Source organism: Kineococcus rubinsiae (assembly GCF_011839805.1).
Lineage (GTDB): Bacteria > Actinomycetota > Actinomycetes > Actinomycetales > Kineococcaceae > Kineococcus > Kineococcus rubinsiae.
The window spans coordinates 19,305-37,003 of record NZ_VWPY01000015.1 but is presented as its reverse complement, the minus strand read 5'-3'; the positions used below and the strand labels follow the sequence as shown (position 1 = coordinate 37,003).

The window sequence follows — 17,699 nt, the reverse complement described above, 5'->3', positions numbered from 1 at the left end:
CTTCCGGCGTGCCGAAGACCCCGACGACTCCCGCCGCCGCACCGGAACCCGACGCCGCCGACGACGCTGCCCCCGGTGCGGCAGCTGCTCCCGATGCGGCCGCGGCCCTCGCGCAGGAGCTCGACGCCCTGACCTACGAGCAGGCGCGCGACGAGCTCGTGGACGTGGTCCGCCGCCTGGAGACGGGCGGCGCCGGCCTGGAGGAGTCGCTGGCGCTGTGGGAGCGCGGCGAGGCGCTCGCCGACCGCTGCCAGCGCTTCCTCGACGGCGCCCGGGCGCGGCTGGACGCGGCGCGCGGCGCGGCGGCGCCCCCGGCCTGAGCGCCGGGTCGTCCCCGCCGGGCGGGAGCCTCAGGCCGCCGCGGTGTCCGTGGGCGTCGGGACGGGCGCGGCCGGGTCCGCCGGGTCGCCCCACGTGACGCCGGCGGCCTGCCAGCCGGCCTCGAGCGCGACGACGAGCTGCTCCAGGACGGGGTACCCGCCGTCGCCCGTGGCGATGACGGTGACGCCGCCCTCCTCGCGCACCAGGCTGTGCCGGTTCCGCTCGGGCTGCAGGAAGCGCTGCCAGGGCTGACCGGCGATCACCTGCTCGCCGTCGGCGGCGCCGCCGGCGATCTGGGCGCGCTGCCACGTCGGCGTCGCGTCGCGCGCCACCTCGATGGAGACGTACTCCTCGTCGTCGGTGCGGTAGCCCACGTGCCAGGTGCGGACGTCGTCGGTGGAGCGGTTGACCGACGCCGACGTCGCCTCCCAGCCGTCGAGGCCGATCGGGACGGGCGGGGTGAACGACAGCGTCCGGACGGCACCCGCGGCCGCGTTCGGCACGTCGGCCGCGGGCTGCTGGACGCTGCTGGGCCGCGGCAGGAGCAGGACGACGGCGGCCACGATGCCGACGATGACGGCCATCGAGATGACCATAGAACGCACGTTGCCCCCGCCGCGCGCGGGGCGCGGGACCCCGCGCGGGTCCTCGGAGGTCTGGGTCGAGACGGGGTCGCCGGTACTGCTCACCCCGTCATGGTGACCGACCGGACGCGGCGCCGTCGCACCGACCCCGTGCGCACGGCGGGGCCCGCGGGGGGCCCGGCGGGCGGCGAGGCGCGGAGCGGCTGCGCCGCTACGCTTCGCCCCAGTCGAGCCTGGAGGTTCCCGATGTCGCAGTCCCCCACGTCGCTGGTCCCACCGTCCCTGGCGGTCGGGACGGAGGCTCCCGACCGCAACCTGGCGATGGAGCTGGTGCGGGTCACCGAGGCGGCCGCCATGGCCGGTGGTCGCTGGGTCGGGCGCGGTGACAAGAACCGCGCCGACGGGGCCGCGGTCAACGCCATGCGCACCCTCATCGGCACGGTGAGCATGAACGGCGTCGTCGTCATCGGCGAGGGCGAGAAGGACAACGCCCCGATGCTCTACAACGGCGAGCAGGTCGGCGACGGCACGGGCCCGGAGTGCGACGTCGCGGTCGACCCGATCGACGGGACCACGCTGACCGCGCGCGGCATGAGCAACGCCGTGGCCGTCCTCGCGGTCGCCGAGCGCGGCACGATGTACGACCCGAGCGCCGTGTTCTACATGGAGAAGCTCGTCGTGGGGGCCGAGGCCGCCGACGTGGTGGACATCCGGCTGCCCGTGAAGGAGAACATCCGCCGCCTGGCCAAGGCGCGCAAGCGCGCCGCGGAGGACATCACCGTGTGCGTGCTGGACCGCCCGCGGCACGCGCAGCTGGCCGAGGAGATCCGGGCCGCCGGGGCGCGCATCAAGTTCATCTCCGACGGCGACGTCGCCGGCGCCGTGATGGCCGCCCGCGAGGGCACCGGCGTCGACATGCTGCTCGGCATCGGCGGCACCCCCGAGGGGATCATCACCGCCTGCGCGATCCACTGCCTCGGCGGCACGATCCAGGGCCGGCTGTGGCCGCAGGACGACGAGGAGCGGCAGCGGGCGATCGACGCCGGCCACGACCTGGGCGCCGTGCTGGACACGCAGACGCTGGTGGACAGCGACAACGTCTACTTCGTCGTCACGGGCATCACCGACGGCGAGCTCGTCGGCGGGGTCCGCTACGACGGCGACTCGATCCGCACCTCCAGCATCGTCATGCGCTCGAAGTCCGGCACGATCCGCCGGGTCGAGAGCGAGCACCGCCTCTCCAAGCTGCAGGCCTACTCCGCGGTCGACTTCACGGGGCCGCGGTGAGCGCGCGGGCGGTCGTCGTCGGCGAGGCGCTCGTCGACGTCGTCCGCGCCGCGGACGGCCGCACCACCGAGCACGCGGGCGGCAGCCCCATGAACGTCGCCTACGGCCTCGGCCGCCTGGGCCACGACGTGTCGCTGCTGACGCGGATGGGCGACGACGAGCACGGCCGCCTGCTGCGCGAGCACCTGGCCGCGGCCGGGGTCGCGCTGCTGCCGGGCGCCGTGGACGCGGGCCGCACCGCGGTCGCGCGCGCGGAGATCGACGCCGAGGGCAAGGCCACCTACGACTTCGACCTGGAGTGGTCGGTCCCGGACGTCGCGCTGCCCGACGGCCTCGACGTGCTGCACACCGGGTCGATCGGCGCGGCCGTGGCGCCCGGGGCCGACGCGGCGCTGGCGCTGCTGAGCGCGGCCCGCGGCCGCACGACCACGAGCTACGACCCGAACGTGCGCCCGGCCTTCTTCGACTCCCCCGCGCAGGCCCTGGCCCGGGTCTTGGAGTTCGTGGCCGTCGCGGACGTCGTGAAGGCCAGCGACGAGGACATCGCTTGGCTGCTGCCGGGCGCCGACGTCACCGAGGTGGCCCGCGACTGGCAGTCGCGCGGGCCCGCGCTCGTCGTCGTCACCCGCGGCGGTGCGGGCGCCGTGGCCGTGGGCGCCTCCGGGTCGCTCGCGGTCGCGGCCCCGCGCATCGAGGTCGTCGACACCGTGGGCGCGGGCGACGCGTTCATGTCCGGTCTGCTGCACGCCCTCGCGGTCCACGACCTGCTCGGGCGCGACGCGCTGCCGGCGCTGCGCCGCCTCGACCTCGGCACCCTCGAGGCGCTCGTGGCCACGGCCGTGCGCTCGGCCAGCATCACCGTCCAGCGCGCGGGGGCGAACCCGCCCGACCGCCGGGAGCTCGACGCCGCCTGAGGCGGCCCGCCGGCGCGGCTCCTCGACGGGGTCCGCGCCGGCGGCTGAGCGCCTGCGGAGGACCGGCCCGTCGGGAACCAGCCCGCGGGGGTCAGCGCCGGCGGCGGGGCAGCCGCAGCAGGGCCGCGCGGCTGGCGGCCACCTGCGCGACGCGGCGGCCCGCGTCGGCCGCGGCGCTCGCGCGGCGCACGAGCCGCTCGTGGCGGCGCAGCTCGTCGCGGTAGGTCCGGCGCAGCAGGCTGAGGCGGTCCACGAGCCCGGGCACGAGGCCCTGCGCGGCCGGGGCCAGCACCAGGCGGACCGTGCGGCGCGTGCGCGTGGTGAGGCGCCGCTTGTAGTCCTCCTCGCCGCGGAGCAGGTCGAGCTCGCGGTAGCCCGAGGCGATGGCCCGGCGGCGCACGCGCAGCAGCAGCAGCGCACCGGGGCCGTAGGCCGCGTGCTCGGCGCGGTAGGACTGCAGGTAGCCGTGCAGGGCGCGGGGGCCCGCGAAGCAGAGGGTGTAGGCGACGAGGACGCCGTCGACGCGGATGCCGGTGAGCTGCACGACCGCGCGCGGGGCCGTGCTCAGCACCTGCTCCAGCAGCCGGCCCGACTCCCCCGCCCACGGCTGGCGGCGCAGCTCCGCGTGCGGGTGCGCCCGGTCGACGGCCGCGAGCTCACCGACCACGGCGCCGACCTCGCGGTCGGCGAGCAGGTCGTCGACGACGTCGACCGTCCCGGTGGCCGCGAGGCGGCGCCACTGCCGCCGCTCCTCGTGGCGGGCGTGGCGGCCCAGGGACGCCTCGTGCTCGGCCAGGGTGTCGGGCAGCCGCAGCGAGGCGACGACCGCCTGCTGCAGCCGTCGCACCGAGTACTCCCGGGCCGCGGCCCACGCGTCGACGGCCTCCAGCAGGACGTCGCCGACCCGCACCTGCTCCAGGTCCAGCAGCGCGCCGGGGACCGCGTCGACGACGGCGTCCAGCACGGCGGCGACGAGCCGCTCCTGCGGGACGCCGCAGTCCGGGTCGGTGAGCACGGTGGCGTAGTCGCTGCCCCCGGCGCCGAGGAAGGTGAGCAGCGGGCGCGGCCCGGCGAGCGCGGCGAAGGCGCCGAGCGCCAGCAGGCGGCCCTGGCGGCGGACGAGGACGAGCAGCGGCTCCCCCGCGCCCAGGTGCTCGTGCACCGCGAGCAGCCAGTCGGGCCCGCAGAACGGCGGGGCCCCGGCCGCGACGGCGAGGACGCGCCACTCGGGCACGGGGGCGCCGTCGAGGGTGTGCCGCACGCTGACCTGCAGCCCGGCCGCCGGGTCGCGGACCACGGAGAGGCCCGGCAGGTCGCGCGGCAGGGGCAGCGGCGTGCGCCCGGGCCGGGCCCCGCGGCCCACGGGCAGCGCCACGGGCGGCAGGGAGGTCGGCGGCGGGAGGGGGAGGTCGGCCAGGGCGTCGCTCACCGTCAACGCCCCCCCGAGGTCCGCGGCCCGCGGTCGTCCACGGGTCCGTGCGGGCACAGTAGCCGCGCCCTGCGACATCATCACCGCACTCCCGCACGATCGCGCGGCGCGTCGCCAGACCGCCACCGAGCGTGGAAGAGGGGTCACGCTGGGCCACCGAAACGGCCCTGCGTAACCCCTCTGCGGGAGCGGGCGAGCAGCCCGCCCGCGCTCAGCTGCGGGCGCCCATGGGCTCCTTGCGACCGCCGCTCTGCTGCGCGGCGCGCTCGAGGGAGCGCACGCGCAGCTTCTCGGACAGCTCCCCGATGGCCTTGGCCCGCTCCTCGTCGCGCGTGAGGTTCTCCCCCGTCGAGGGGTCGAAGACGTGCATCCGGTCGGGGTTGAACCACAGCTGCGCGGTGTCCCCGTCGCGCACCGACGTCATGGCGTCGAGGGTGACGACGAGCTGGCTGCGCATGCTCTCGCCGTCGAGCTCGCGGTCCAGCTCGGCGAGCTGCTCCTTCGTCTCGGCGGCCGCCTCGAACGGGATGTAGGCGTAGAGCTCGTTGCCGAGCCACTCCGTCACGTCGACCTGCGCCGAGAAGGTCACCGCGCCCGCGGGCGCCTCGGTGACCTCGACGTCGTCGAAGTGCTCCGGGCGCACCCCGACGATGAGCAGCTGGCCCTGCCGCTCCGCCGCACCGATGGCCGCCGGCGCCGGCACGTCGCAGAACGGCAGCTGCAGCCGGTCGCCCTCGACCCGCGCGGGCAGGAAGTTCATGGGCGGCGAGCCGATGAACCCCGCGACGAAGAGGTTGACGGGCTGTTCGTACAGCTCGCGCGGGCTCGCGACCTGCTGCAGCAGGCCCTTGCGCAGGACGGCCACCCGGTCGCCCAGCGTCATGGCCTCGGTCTGGTCGTGCGTCACGTAGACGGTGGTCGTCGCGAGGCTGCGCTGCATGCGGGCGATCTCGGTGCGCATCTGGCCGCGCAGCTTGGCGTCGAGGTTCGACAGCGGCTCGTCGAAGAGGAACGCCTTCGCGTCGCGCACGATCGCGCGCCCCATGGCGACCCGCTGGCGCTGCCCGCCGGAGAGGTTCGCCGGCTTGCGGTCGAGGTGCTCGTTGAGCTCGAGCATGTCCGCGGCCCGCTTCACCCGGGACTGCACCTCCTGCTCGGAGACCTTGCCGTGGGCCAGGCGCAGCGGGAAGGCGATGTTCTCCCCCACCGTCAGGTGGGGGTACAGGGCGTAGTTCTGGAACACCATCGCGAGGTCGCGCTCGCGGGGGGCCAGGTCGTTGACGCGCTTGCCGTCGATGAGCAGGTCGCCGGAGGTGATGTCCTCCAGGCCGACGATCATCCGCAGCAGCGTCGACTTCCCGCAGCCGGACGGGCCGACCAGGATCAGCAGCTCGCCGTCGGCGATGTCGATGCTGACGTCGTTGACGGCCGGGAAGCCGTCGCCGTACTTCTTGACGATGTTCTTGAGCTCGATGCGGGCCATCGCGGGCGCTCCTCGACTGCGGGAAGGGGATCGGGTCGGTGGGCGGGCGGTCAGCCCTTGACGGCACCGTTGGTGAGCCCCGCGACGATCCGGCGCTGGAAGACCAGCGCGAGGAGGACGACGGGGATGGTGACGATGACGGCCGCCGCGGAGATGGCGCCCGTCGGCTGCACGAAGTAGCTGGACCCGGTGAAGGAGCTCAGCGCCGCGGGGACGGGCTGGGCCCGCGACGTCGACGTCAGCGAGATGCCGAAGACGAAGTCGTTCCACGCGATGAAGAAGGCGATGATCGCCGTGGTGAAGACGCCGGGGGCGGCCAGCGGCACGATCACCTTGCGGAACGCCTGCCAGCTGGTCGCGCCGTCGACCTGCGCGGCCTGCTCCATGTCCCAGGGGATGCCGCGGAAGAACGCCGACATCGTCCAGATGGAGATGGGCAGGGTCAGCGCGAGGTAGGGGATGACCAGGCCGGGGATCGTGTCGTACAGCCCGATCTGGCGCCACAGGTTGAACAGCGGGGTGACCATCGTGATGACCGGGAACACCGCGACGGCCAGCGCGCTCGTGAGCACCAGCCGCTTGCCCGGGAACTCGAGCCGGGCGATGGCGTAGGCCGCGAACATGGCCAGCACGACCGCGATGAGCGTGGAGATGAGGCACACGACGATCGAGTTGCGCAGCGCCGGCAGGAACAGGTCGGCGCCGTCGCCGGAGAAGATGCCGGAGTAGTTCGAGCCCGTCGCGTTCGTCGGGAGGAAGCTCTTGTTCGCGAGGTCGCTCTCGGCCTTGAGGCTCAGCGAGATGATCCACGCCACGGGCAGCAGCGCGTAGAGGACGATGACGAGCGCTCCGACGTACCAGAGCGCCTTCTCCTTGCCGGACATGGCTCCCACGTCAGGACTCCCCCCTGGCTCGGGCGAGGTCGACACCGAACACCTTGATGGCGATGAAGCAGATGATGAGGACGCAGACGAACAGCAGGACGGAGACCGCGGACCCCAGGCCGATCTCGAGCCTCGAGATGGTCTGGTTGTACGCCAGGGCCGACAGCGTCTCCGTCCCGGCGGCGCCCTTGGTCATGATGTAGACGTTGTCGAAGATGCGGAACGCGTCCAGGGCCCGGAACAGCAGGGCGACCATGATGGACGCCTTCATGTTCGGCAGGGTGACCCGGAACAGCCGCTCGCGCGCCGTGGCGCCGTCGACCTTCGCGGCCTCGAGCATGTCGTCGGGGACCTGCGCGAGGCCCGCGAGCAGCAGCAGCGAGATGAAGGGCGTGGTCTTCCAGATCTCCGACAGGCAGATGACGGTGAGCGCCGTCCACTTGTTGGCGAACCAGTCGAAGTCGGCCCCGACGCCCGGCAGCACCGCGTTCATGAACCCGGTGGTGAGGCCGAACGCGTACTGCCAGGCGTAGGCCGAGACGACCGTGATGACCGCGTACGGCACCAGGATCGCCGTGCGGACGATGGGCCGCAGCCAGCCGAGCACCTTGTGCATGACCATGGCCAGCGCGAACCCGATGACGAGCTCCACGGCCACCGTCACGAGCGTGATGAGGACCGTGTTGAGCATGGCCGACCACCACAGGGAGTCGGTGAGGATGACCGAGTAGTTGCGCAGCCCGATGAACTCGCGGTCCGCGGGCGCGGTGAGCCGGAAGCTGAACAGCGACTCGTAGAGGGCCTGCAGGATCGGGTACCCCGTGACGCCCACGAGGATGACGAACGCCGGGCCGGCGAGGTACCAGCCGAGCCGGGCCTCCGCCTTGGCCCGGTCGGTCTTGCCCACCCGGCCCTTGCCCGGGGCGGCGGCCGTGGCGCCCGCCCGTGCCGTGGTCGTCGAGCTCACAGCAGCTTCTCCCCTCGGAGGACCTCACCGATGAACGTGGACGAGGCACCCGGGGTCGCGTCCGTGACGCCCGAGACGGGCTGCCAGCGGTCCTGGATGCCCTGGCTGACCTCGTTGTAGTACGCCGTCTGCGGACGCGGCGCGGCCTGCTGCAGGGACTGGCGGATGGTGTCCGCCATGGGGAACTCCTGCTTGACCTTCGGATCGTCGTAGACGGCCTCGAGCGCGGCCGGGTTGCCGTCGGAGAGCATGTAGGCGGCCTGGTTCTCCTGGGACACGATGCACTGCACGGCTTCGAAGGCCGCCTCGCGGTGCTCGGAGAACGCGCTGACGCCGACGTCGATGCCGCCCAGCGGCGGGGCGCTCTCCTGGCCGGCCGTGACCTGGGGGTACAGCGCCCAGCCGTAGTCGTCGAAGATCGCCTGGTCCATCGTCCCGCCCTCGGCGGCGGACTTGCCCTGGGCGTAGACGAACGGCCAGTTCACCATGAAGTCCGCGCCGTCCTGCTGGAACAGGTTCGCGGTGGCCGACTCGTCGCGGTTGTCGATGCCCGGCCCGGCGACGCCGGCCGCGGTGATCTGCTCCATGACCTTCGCCGCGGCCCGCCCCGCCTCGGAGTCCAGGCCCAGCTCGATGTCCGGCCCCTTGGCGTCGGGGTTCTCGATGACCTTGCCGCCCGCGGAGGTGATGAGCGCGTTGACCCACACCGTCATGGACTCCGCCCGCGTCCCCTGGACGCCGATCGCGGTGCCCTCGGCCTTCGCGGCGTCGATGAGCTGCTGCCAGGTGATCGGCTTGGTCATGTCCAGGCCCGCGGCCTCGGCCACGGACTTGCGGTACCAGAGCAGCTGCGTGTTCGCCCAGAACGGGGCGGCGACGAGTTCGCCCTTCCACGTCGCCGCCTGGACCGCGCCCTGGACGACGCCGTCCGAGAGCGTCTGCTTCAGGTCGTCCGGGATGGGCGCCAGGAACCCCGCCTCGGACGTCTCCGGCACGAACACCGGGTCCAGGCTCATGAGGTCGATGGACGTGTCGTTGCCCGCCAGGCGGCGCATCAGCTGCTCGCGCTGCGCGGCGGCCTGGCTGGGCAGGATCGAGGTCTCGATCGCGTAGGCCCCGTTCGAGGCCTCGCTGCAGCTGGCCGCGATCGCGGCCTGCCCGCCGTTGTCCGGGTTGATGTACCAGTTCAGGGTCGGCGTCCCGGTGGCCGCCGATCCGCTCCCGCACGCTCCGAGGGTGCTCGCGAGCATCACGCCCGCGCTCACCACCCCGACGCGAGTGCGCCAATGGCCTGCCACAGCCCCTCCTCGGACGTGTCGAACCTCGCGGTCAGCGCCATGCCTACACCTGACGCACGGGTGGGGCCAGGTGAAGATCCAGAAAAGGGTGCATCGTGATCCGACCGTTGCGGCGCGTTCGGACGCCGGTCCTCGCGGGCCGCGGGCACCACCACCCGTGACGCGCGCGGGGACGGACACGGCAGGATGAGCCCATGGCCACCGATGACCTGACGAGCGGCGTGCCCGCCGAGGGCAGCACCGAGTTCCGCATCGAGCACGACACCATGGGGGAGGTCCGGGTCCCCGCCGCCGCCAAGTGGCGCGCGCAGACCCAGCGGGCCGTGGAGAACTTCCCGCTCTCCGGCACCGGGCTGGAGCGCTCGCACATCGAGGCGCTCGCCCGGATCAAGAAGGCCGCGGCGACGGCGAACGCCGAGCTGGGCGTCCTGGCGCGCGACGTCGCCGAGGCGGTGGCCGCCGCCGCCGAGGAGGTCGCGACCGGCCGCTGGGACGGGGAGTTCCCCGTCGACATCTTCCAGACCGGCTCCGGCACGTCGTCGAACATGAACGCCAACGAGGTCATCGCCACGCTCGCCACGGAGCGCCTCGGCAGCCCCGTGCACCCCAACGACCACGTCAACGCGTCGCAGTCCTCCAACGACGTCTTCCCCACCTCCGTCCACGTCGCCGCGACGTCGGCGGTCGTGCGGGAGCTCGTCCCGGCGCTGGAGCACCTCGAGGCGTCCCTGCGGCGCAAGGCGGGCGAGTGGGCCGAGGTCGTGAAGTCCGGGCGCACCCACCTCATGGACGCGACCCCCGTGACGCTGGGCCAGGAGTTCGCGGGCTACGCCGCGCAGGTGCGCCGGGGCGTGCAGCGCGTGCAGGCCACGGTCCCCCGCGTCGCCGAGGTCCCGCTGGGCGGCACCGCTGTCGGCACGGGCATCAACACCCCGCCCGGCTTCCCGCAGCGCGTCATCGAGCTGCTGGCCGAGGACACGGGCCTGCCCCTGACCGAGGCGGAGGACCACTTCGAGGCCCAGGGCGCGCGCGACGCCCTCGTCGAGCTGTCCGGCGCGCTGCGCACCGTCGCGGTGAGCCTCACCAAGGTCTGCAACGACCTGCGGTGGATGGGCTCCGGCCCGCGCACGGGCCTGGGCGAGCTGCGGCTGCCCGATCTGCAGCCCGGCTCCTCGATCATGCCCGGCAAGGTGAACCCCGTCGTGCCCGAGGCCGTCCTCATGGTCTGCGCGCAGGTCGTCGGCAACGACGCCACCGTCGCCTGGGCCGGGGCCAGCGGCGCCTTCGAGCTGAACGTCCAGATCCCCGTCATGGCGCGCAACGTCCTGGAGTCCACGCGACTGCTGGGCAACGCGGCCCGGCTGCTCGCCGACCGCACGGTCGACGGGCTCGAGGCCGACGTGGAGCAGTGCCGCCGCTACGCGGAGTCCTCGCCCTCGATCGTCACGCCGCTCAACCGCGCCATCGGCTACGAGTCCGCCGCGAAGGTCGCCAAGCACGCCGTCGCCGAGGGCCTCACCGTCCGCGAGGCCGTGGTGGCCCTGGGCTTCGTCGAGCGCGGCGACGTCACCGAGGAGCAGCTCGACACGGCGCTGGACGTCATGTCGATGACGTCGCCGAAGAAGGCCTGACCCGCTCCCCCGCCGTGCCCGGGCCGGGCGCGGCGGGGCGGCGCGCACCACGGGCGCGGGAGCCGGGGCCGTCCTAGGGTCGGCGCTGTGATCGGACGCGTCGACGAGGTCGTGGTGGACTGCGCGGAACCCCTGGTGCTGGCGGGGTTCTGGGCGCAGGTGCTGGGCGGTGAACCCCGCTCGCGCGACGACGCGTGGGCCTACGTCGACCCGCCCGGCTGGACGCGGCTGGCCTTCCAGCTCGTGCCCGAGCCGAAGCGGGGCAAGAACCGCCTGCACGTCGACGTGCTCGTGGAGGACGTCGCCGCGGCCACGGCCGCGGCGGAGGAGGCCGGCGCGGTCCGCGTCGGGGACGTGCAGAGCGACGACGCCGGCTCCTTCCAGATCCTGCTGGACCCGGAGGGCAACGAGTGGTGCGTCGTGCTCCCCGCCGAGCCGGTGGTCGACGCCAGCGTCTGAGCCCCCTCCCTGAGCCCCCTGCCTGAGCTGCCGTCGGGGACCGCGGCCGCCGGGCGGCACCGCTGCTCGCCCGGGCGGGCCGGCGGGGGTCCCGGCAGACTGGCCCGGTGCTCGTCCCGCAGGTGCTCCTCGTCGTCCTCGGCGCGCTCGCGCTGACCATCCTCGCCGACCGCCGGGGCCTGCAGGCCCCGCTGGTCCTGGCGGTCGCGGGGGCCGTGGTGTCCTTCGTCCCGGGCCTGCCGCGGCTGGAACTGTCCCCCGACGTCATCCTGTCGGTGGTCCTGCCGCCGCTGCTGTTCTCGACCACCACCGACTTCTCGTGGTCCGGCTTCAAGCGCCGCTGGCGCTCGATCACCAACCTGGGCGTGGTGCTCGTGCTCGTCACGACGGCCGCCGTCGGCGCCCTCGCCGCGTGGGCCGTGCCGTGGCTGACGCTCCCCCTGGCGCTGGTCCTGGCGGCGGTCGTCTCCCCGCCCGACGCCGTGACGGCCGTGGCCATCGGGGGCCGGCTCGGGCTGCCGGTGCGGGTGCTGAACACCCTCAAGGGCGAGAGCCTCGTCAACGACGCCGCGGCGCTCACCCTGTTCTCCGTCACGACGGCGCGGGTGACCGGGGAGGACACCGTCGTCGACGGGCTGATCCCCTACTTCCTCTTCAGCGCGGTCGTCGGCATCCTCGTCGGCGCGGTGCTGGGCCGGCTCGTGCACCTGGTGCGGACCCGCATCGAGAGCCCGACCACCATGACGGCCTTCGCGGTCCTGCTGCCCTTCACGGCCTACGCCGTCGCGGAGGCGCTGGAGGCGTCCGGGGTGCTGGCGGTCGTCGCGGCCGGGTTCGCGCTCTCGCGCCGCTCGGTGCGCGCCGTGTACGCCACGCGCATCGCCGAGCGCGACGTGTGGAACGTCCTCGACGTCCTGCTCGAGGCCTTCGTGTTCGCCTACCTCGGGCTGCAGCTGCGCTTCCTGCTCGAGGACGCCGCGCAGGACGGCTCCCGCACCGGCGAGCTGCTCCTGGGCGGCCTGGCCGTGCTCGTGGGGGTCGTGCTCGTGCGGGTCGCCTGGGTGCTGCTCGGCGGGGTGCTGATGCGGGAGGTGCTGGGCGGCCGGTTCTCCCCCGACGGCCGCCACTACGGCCGGCGCGAGGACGTCGTCATCGCGTGGACGGGCATGCGCGGGGTCGTGACCCTGGCGGCCGCGGCCGGTATCCCCGCGCAGCTGGGCGACGGCACCCCCTTCCCGCACCGCGCCGACCTGCAGGTGATCGCCTTCCTCGTCGCCGTCGGCACCCTGCTGCTGCAGGGCTCGACCCTGCCCCGGCTCATCCGGCGCCTCGACCTCGACGTCCCCGAGGAGCGGGCGTGGCAGGAGGAGCAGCGCCGCCGGGCGCGCGAGGTCGCCACGGGCAGCAACCACCGCATCCTCGCGGCCGCCCGGGAGCAGGCCGAGTCCGCCGGGGAGCGGCAGGTCGTGGACGCCGTCGCGCAGCGGATGGACCGGCTCGCCGCGCTGCGCGAGGAGGACGCCGACGACTCCGACGACGCCGTGACCGGCCGGCGCGCCGCGACCCGCGCGGTGCAGGTCCGCCGCGCGATGATCACCGCGCAGCGGGCCGCACTCGTGCAGGCGCAGGAGGACGGCCACGTCGCGGAGGACGCCGTCCGGGACCTGCTGGAGCAGCTCGACCTCGACGAGGCCGCCCTCACCCACCGCGGGTCGCCCCGGCTCTGACGGCCGCGGCCCGCGGCGCGACGTGCGTCGCGGCAGGCAGACGGTCGCCGGGGCCACCGGACGCCTGCCGCCACGGGCGTCGCCACGCCCGCCCGGCCGAGGGGCCCGGGAACGCCGGAGGGCGCCGGCCCCGAGACGGGACCGGCGCCCTCCGGCGTCGTGGTGCCGGCCCGGGTCCGCGAGGACTCAGGCCGGGTGGATCACCGCGAGTAGTACTCGACGACCAGCTGCTCGTCGCAGGTCACGGGGATCTGCTCCCGCACCGGCAGCGCGAGGATGGTCGAGGAGAGCTCGTCGCGCTTGACGTCGAGCCAGCCCGGGATCTCGTTGTCGGCCCAGCCGCCCTCGGACGCCACGATGAACGGCGTCTTCGTCTTGCTGCGGGGGGCGACCTCGACGACCTGGCCGGGGACGACCCGGTAGGACGGACGGTCGACGCGACGGCCGTCGACCACGATGTGGCGGTGCACGACCATCTGGCGAGCCTGGTAGATGGTGCGGGCGAAGCCGGAGCGCCAGATCACCGCGTCGAGACGGGTCTCGAGCAGGGTGACGAGGTTCTGGCCCGTCTTGCCCGGCTTGCGCTTGGCGAGGTCGTAGGCACGACGCAGCTGGGTCTCGCTGACGTCGTACTGGAAGCGCAGGCGCTGCTTCTCGCGCAGCTGCGTGGCGTAGTCCGACGCCTTGCGCTGCTTGCGGCCGTGCATGCCCGGCGGGTACGGACGACGGTCCATGTACCGGGCGGCCTTGGGTGTGAGGGCCACACCCAGGGCGCGGCTGATGCGCACCTTGGGACGAGCGTTGTTCATTCTTCCTCCAGATCGTAAGGTTAGCCTGGCCTCAGTCGAGATCAGCTCGACGACGCTTCCACGTCAGACCAGGACGATCGCGCTCCGAGGAGACACACGTGACCCGATGGACCACGGCATCCGACGGACGTTCGGAGCGCACCGCGTCCAACTCTACGGCCTCGCAGGGGGTGCCCCCGACCGCCGGCGGCCCCGCCGGGAGCGGCGCCGCGGCCCGCACGACCCCCGCCCAGTGGGCGCGCACGCTGGCCCGGGGCACGGTCCCCGGCACGCTGCACCTGCCGCGCACCACCCGCGGCGAGGGCGAGCACCTGCCCGGTGCGGCGACCGGCCGGGGTGCGCGGCGCGGGGAGACGCGCACCGAGTCGCTGCCCGTCACCCACCTCACCGACGCCCACGGCGACCTGCTGCTGCTCCTCGAGCGCGGCGCCGCCCTGCACGAGCGCCTGCAGGAGCTCGGCGCGCAGGCGGGCGACCTGGGCGTCCCCGTCGTCCTCGACGTGCTGGACGTGCCGCCGGGCCAGGCCTCGCTCCCCCGCGCCCGGCTGACCGTGACCGGCTGGGTCCTGCCCGTGCCCGCCGCCGACGAGCGCCGCGTGGCGCAGGCGGCCGCGTCGGCCCGCCCGCTGGGCGCCCTGCTCGACGTGGGCCGCACGCAGCAGCTGTGGCGCCTGGAGGTCGGCGAGGTCCGCGTCACCACGCCGCAGGGCGTGCACGTGGTCGGCGACGAGGAGGTCACGACGGCCACGCCCGACCCCCTCTACGAGACCGAGGACGTCGTGGTCGCCCACCTGGAGACCCACCACGGCGACGAGCTCGTCGGCTGGGTGCTGCGGACGCTGCCGCTGGAGGCGGCCCGCGCGGTCCGCGAGGTCTCGGTCGTGGGCGCCGACCGCCACGGCCTGGACGTCCTGTGCACCATCGGCGCCTCGACGACCGTGCTGCGGGCGGCCTTCGACATCCCGGTGCGCGGCGAGGAGGAGCTGCCCGCCGCGCTCTGCCGGCTCTTCGACTGCCCCTGCGCGCGCCACGAGTCCCTGGCCGGCGCCCACCGCTGACGTCCGCGGCACGCCCCGGGCACGACGGACGCCCGTCCCCTCCGAGGGAGGTGGCGGGCGTCGGTCGTGCTCAGCGGCTCGGGCTCAGCGGCTCGGGCTCAGCGGCTCGGGCTCAGCGGGTGGTGCTCAGTACCAGTTGCTCGACTTCGAGTGCGACCACGCGGAGCACGGGGTGCCGTAGCGGTTCTCGATGTAGCCCAGGCCCCAGGCGATCTGCGTGACCGGGTTGGTCGCCCAGTCGGCGCCGGCGGAGGCCATCTTGCTGCCGGGCAGGGCCTGCGGGATGCCGTAGGCGCTGGAGGAGGGGTTGTCCGCGCTGACCTTCCAGCCGCTCTCCTTGGTCCACAGCGAGTCGAGGCAGGAGAACTGCCCCTCGCCCCAGCCGCGCTCGGCGACCATGACCCGGGCGACCCCGCGGGGGTCGCGCAGCGCGTTGCGGGTGGCCTCGGCGGCGGCGGCCGCGCGGGCCTCCTCGGCCTGGCGCGCGGCCTCTGCCTGGCGGGCCTCCTCGGCGAGGCGGGCCTCCTCGGCCAGGCGGGCGTTGGTGGCCACGCGCTGCGCGGAGGCGTCGAACCACGCCTGCGCGCGCTCCGTCTGCACCTGCTCCTGCACGGCCAGCATCACGTGGTCCGGCACCGCGGCCTCGGCCCGCGGGGCGGGCACCTGGCTGAACGAGGCGCCGGCGAGCACGGCGGCGGCGAGGGCGACGACCCCGGGCGCGGCGGCGCGGGTCCAGCGGCGCGGCCGGGCGGCCTGCGTCGCGCGCCCGTCGCGGCGGGTGGCCGGGCGGTCGGAGTGCTGGGAGTGGCGGGGGGGAGTCGGCAAGCCGGACCTCTCCTCGTTCGCCCGGCCCACGCCCGGTCGAGTGCGTCCACCCCTCCGCGAACGGGCCGTCCGGGTCCGCGGGGGCGGCGCTCCGGTCGTGGGTCCCGGCGGGACGCCGGCCCGGTGAGGGGCCTCGTCCCGACGTCGCCGGGCGTCCTCCAGGGGAGGCGCGCCGGCGCAGGGGGTGCTGTCGGGAGCGCACGTTGCCCCGGAACCGGGTGCCGAAGCAAACCCGGTGACCCCGTTTCGTCACAGCGAGGTAACGCGACCGCAACGATCCGTCGACTTATGTGGAACATCTCACACGTTGCGCACCCTTCGGCGAGGTTTTGACGCTAAGCGTCGCGGGGAGGTTCCCTCCTCCCCGCGACGACCTGCGCCGGCGCCTACTGGAAGTCCGCCAGGAGCTCCGTGACGAGCGCCGCGACGGGCGAGCGCTCCGAGCGCGTGAGCGTGACGTGGGCGAACAGCGGGTGCCCCTTCAGCGCCTCCACGACGGCAGCGACCCCGTCGTGGCGACCCACCCGCAGGTTGTCGCGCTGGGCGACGTCGTGGGTGAGGACGACCTTCGAGCCCTGGCCGATGCGCGAGAGCACCGTCAGCAGGACGTTGCGCTCGAGCGACTGGGCCTCGTCGACGATCACGTAGGAGTCGTGCAGGGACCGGCCGCGGATGTGGGTCAGCGGCAGCACCTCGAGCATCCCGCGGTGCATGACCTCCTCGACCACGGCCGGGCTGACCAGCGCCTCGAGCGTGTCGAAGACGGCCTGCCCCCACGGCCCCATCTTCTCGGCCTCCGACCCCGGCAGGTAGCCGAGGTCCTGGCCGCCGACGGCGTACAGCGGCCGGAAGACGACCACCTTGCGCTGCTCGCGCCGCTCGAGCACCGCCTCCAGCCCCGCGCACAGCGCGAGCGCCGACTTCCCCGTCCCCGCCCGGCCGCCGAGGGAGACGATGCTCACCTCCGGGTCCAGCAGCAGGTCGAGGGCGAGGCGCTGCTCGGCCGAGCGCCCGTGCACGCCGAACGCCTCGCGGTCGCCGCGCACCAGCTTCAGCTGCTTGTCCGCGGTGACCCGGCCCAGCGCGTGCCCGCGCGGGGAGGACAGCACGACACCCGTGTTGGTGGGCATCTCCCGCGCCTCGGCGTGCTCGATGCGCCCGGCCTCGTAGAGCTCGCCGACCTCCTCGGCCGTCGCCGTCAGCTCCGCCACCCCGGTCCAGCCCGAGTCCGGCGCGAGCTCGGCGCGGTACTCGTCCGCCGTCAGGCCCACCGCGGACGCCTTCACGCGCAGCGGCACGTCCTTGGTGACCACCGTGACGTCGAAGCCCTCGTCGGCGAGGTTGCGGGCCACGGCGAGGATCCGGGTGTCCCCGCTGGTGGCGAGCGACCCGCCGCGCAGCCCGGCCGGCAGCGTCGAGACGTCGGAGTGGTTGAGCTCCACGCGCAGGGTCCCGCCCTGCGCGCCCAGCGGCATCGGCTGGTCGAGGCGGCCGAACTCCACGCGCAGGTCGTCCAGGCGGCGCAGCGCCTCCCGGGCGAAGTAGCCGAGCTCGGGGTGGTGCCGCTTCCCCTCCAGCTCGCTCACGACGACGATCGGCAGGACCACGTCGTGCTCCGCGAAGCGCGTCAGCGCCCCCGGGTCGGACAGCAGGACGGAGGTGTCGAGGACGAAGGTCCGGCGGCCGTCGCCCGGCTCGGGGCGGGCCTCGGAGTTCGCGGTGGAGGTCGCGGTGGGGGTGTGCGGCGTGGGGGCGGAGCTCTGGACCACGGACGTCTCCCGTCTCGGGAGCCCCGGCGGCCAGCGCCCGGGCCCCCCTCGGCAAAGGGGCCGGGACCTCAGGTCGCGGGTGCGGGCGAGGCGCGGTGAGGCCCCTCGGCCGTGCTGGACAGCGTGCGCACCCAGGACCTCCCGTACGGGCGGCGGGCGCCTCCCGACACCGTCGACGCTATCCCGGACGCGCTGCCGCGGAGGCGGAACACGCACGGCAGCGGCTGTTCGGGGGACGGCGGGCGGGTGACGCG

The 17,699-nt window shown here is 74.5% G+C and carries 16 protein-coding genes; 7 read left to right on the top strand and 9 right to left on the bottom strand.

Annotation, left to right across the window (positions count from 1 at the left end; genetic code table 11):
- Window positions 1–8 precede the first annotated feature (8 nt).
- On the top strand, window positions 9–320 hold the full coding sequence (locus F1544_RS26280; RefSeq protein WP_167584825.1) for an exodeoxyribonuclease VII small subunit: 312 nt from the start codon (window positions 9–11) through the stop codon (window positions 318–320).
- A gap of 30 nt (window positions 321–350) precedes the next feature.
- On the opposite strand, the gene F1544_RS10055 is transcribed toward F1544_RS26280, so the two are convergent.
- A complete protein-coding gene (locus tag F1544_RS10055; protein ID WP_167584823.1) occupies window positions 351–1,010 on the bottom strand; it encodes a DUF4245 domain-containing protein in 660 nt (219 codons plus the stop codon).
- Window positions 1,011–1,151: 141 nt separating this feature from the next.
- Here F1544_RS10055 and glpX point away from each other — a divergent pair, with 141 nt between their 5' ends.
- Window positions 1,152–2,192: a class II fructose-bisphosphatase gene (glpX, locus tag F1544_RS10050; protein ID WP_167584821.1), complete on the top strand. Its 1,041-nt coding sequence runs from the start codon at window positions 1,152–1,154 to the stop codon at window positions 2,190–2,192.
- On the top strand, window positions 2,189–3,106 hold the full coding sequence (locus F1544_RS10045; RefSeq protein WP_167584819.1) for a carbohydrate kinase family protein: 918 nt from the start codon (window positions 2,189–2,191) through the stop codon (window positions 3,104–3,106). Before glpX ends, F1544_RS10045 begins: the two co-directional genes overlap by 4 nt.
- A gap of 91 nt (window positions 3,107–3,197) precedes the next feature.
- On the opposite strand, the gene F1544_RS10040 is transcribed toward F1544_RS10045, so the two are convergent.
- The 5 genes from F1544_RS10040 to F1544_RS10020 all read right to left on the bottom strand — a co-directional run bounded on the left by F1544_RS10040 (window position 3,198) and on the right by F1544_RS10020 (window position 9,119).
- Window positions 3,198–4,535 (bottom strand): GNAT family N-acetyltransferase, encoded by a 1,338-nt coding sequence (locus F1544_RS10040; RefSeq protein ID WP_167584817.1) that lies wholly within the window; start codon window positions 4,533–4,535, stop codon window positions 3,198–3,200.
- A gap of 211 nt (window positions 4,536–4,746) precedes the next feature.
- A complete protein-coding gene (locus tag F1544_RS10035; protein WP_167584815.1) occupies window positions 4,747–6,018 on the bottom strand; it encodes an ABC transporter ATP-binding protein in 1,272 nt (423 codons plus the stop codon).
- Between the two features lie 50 nt (window positions 6,019–6,068).
- Window positions 6,069–6,902, bottom strand: a complete 834-nt coding sequence (locus F1544_RS10030) for a carbohydrate ABC transporter permease (RefSeq protein WP_167584893.1) — start codon at window positions 6,900–6,902, stop codon at window positions 6,069–6,071.
- 10 nt (window positions 6,903–6,912) lie between these two features.
- The gene (locus F1544_RS10025) at window positions 6,913–7,869 is read right to left on the bottom strand and encodes a carbohydrate ABC transporter permease (protein WP_167584813.1); all 957 of its coding nucleotides are present in this window, start codon (window positions 7,867–7,869) and stop codon (window positions 6,913–6,915) included.
- Window positions 7,866–9,119: an extracellular solute-binding protein gene (locus F1544_RS10020; RefSeq protein WP_167584891.1), complete on the bottom strand. Its 1,254-nt coding sequence runs from the start codon at window positions 9,117–9,119 to the stop codon at window positions 7,866–7,868. The genes F1544_RS10025 and F1544_RS10020 overlap by 4 nt, the downstream gene beginning before the upstream one ends.
- Window positions 9,120–9,361: 242 nt before the next feature.
- Between F1544_RS10020 and F1544_RS10015 the strand changes: the two genes are divergently transcribed.
- From F1544_RS10015 to F1544_RS10005, 3 genes are all read left to right on the top strand, one after another.
- The gene (locus tag F1544_RS10015; RefSeq protein WP_167584811.1) at window positions 9,362–10,798 is read left to right on the top strand and encodes a class II fumarate hydratase; all 1,437 of its coding nucleotides are present in this window, start codon (window positions 9,362–9,364) and stop codon (window positions 10,796–10,798) included.
- 87 nt (window positions 10,799–10,885) lie between these two features.
- Window positions 10,886–11,257 carry a VOC family protein gene (locus F1544_RS10010; RefSeq protein ID WP_167584809.1) on the top strand — a complete coding sequence of 124 codons (372 nt, stop codon included), beginning with the start codon at window positions 10,886–10,888 and terminating at the stop codon, window positions 11,255–11,257.
- A gap of 107 nt (window positions 11,258–11,364) precedes the next feature.
- Window positions 11,365–12,984, top strand: coding sequence for a Na+/H+ antiporter (locus F1544_RS10005; RefSeq protein WP_167584807.1), 1,620 nt, complete (start codon window positions 11,365–11,367; stop codon window positions 12,982–12,984).
- A gap of 200 nt (window positions 12,985–13,184) precedes the next feature.
- On the opposite strand, the gene rpsD is transcribed toward F1544_RS10005, so the two are convergent.
- Complete coding sequence (gene rpsD / locus F1544_RS10000; protein WP_166607132.1) at window positions 13,185–13,793, bottom strand: 30S ribosomal protein S4; 609 nt, start codon at window positions 13,791–13,793, stop codon at window positions 13,185–13,187.
- A gap of 170 nt (window positions 13,794–13,963) precedes the next feature.
- Here rpsD and F1544_RS09995 point away from each other — a divergent pair, with 170 nt between their 5' ends.
- Complete coding sequence (locus tag F1544_RS09995; protein WP_167584805.1) at window positions 13,964–14,851, top strand: DUF2470 domain-containing protein; 888 nt, start codon at window positions 13,964–13,966, stop codon at window positions 14,849–14,851.
- A gap of 126 nt (window positions 14,852–14,977) precedes the next feature.
- Here F1544_RS09995 and F1544_RS23455 read toward each other — a convergent pair whose 3' ends face one another.
- A complete protein-coding gene (locus tag F1544_RS23455; RefSeq protein WP_208971625.1) occupies window positions 14,978–15,676 on the bottom strand; it encodes an aggregation-promoting factor C-terminal-like domain-containing protein in 699 nt (232 codons plus the stop codon).
- A 386-nt stretch (window positions 15,677–16,062) separates the two neighbouring features.
- Window positions 16,063–17,445 carry an RNA 5'-3' helicase PhoH2 gene (phoH2, locus tag F1544_RS09985; RefSeq protein ID WP_167584803.1) on the bottom strand — a complete coding sequence of 461 codons (1,383 nt, stop codon included), beginning with the start codon at window positions 17,443–17,445 and terminating at the stop codon, window positions 16,063–16,065.
- Window positions 17,446–17,699: the final 254 nt, after the last annotated feature.

Coding starts and splice junctions, on each gene's coding strand:
- F1544_RS10035 (WP_167584815.1), bottom strand. CDS start 6,018: ATGGCCCGCATCGAGCTCAAGAACATCGTCAAGAAGTACGGCGACGGC.
- F1544_RS10020 (WP_167584891.1), bottom strand. CDS start 9,119: ATGCTCGCGAGCACCCTCGGAGCGTGCGGGAGCGGATCGGCGGCCACC.
- glpX (WP_167584821.1), top strand. CDS start 1,152: ATGTCGCAGTCCCCCACGTCGCTGGTCCCACCGTCCCTGGCGGTCGGG.
- F1544_RS10030 (WP_167584893.1), bottom strand. CDS start 6,902: ATGTCCGGCAAGGAGAAGGCGCTCTGGTACGTCGGAGCGCTCGTCATC.
- rpsD (WP_166607132.1), bottom strand. CDS start 13,793: ATGAACAACGCTCGTCCCAAGGTGCGCATCAGCCGCGCCCTGGGTGTG.
- F1544_RS10015 (WP_167584811.1), top strand. CDS start 9,362: ATGGCCACCGATGACCTGACGAGCGGCGTGCCCGCCGAGGGCAGCACC.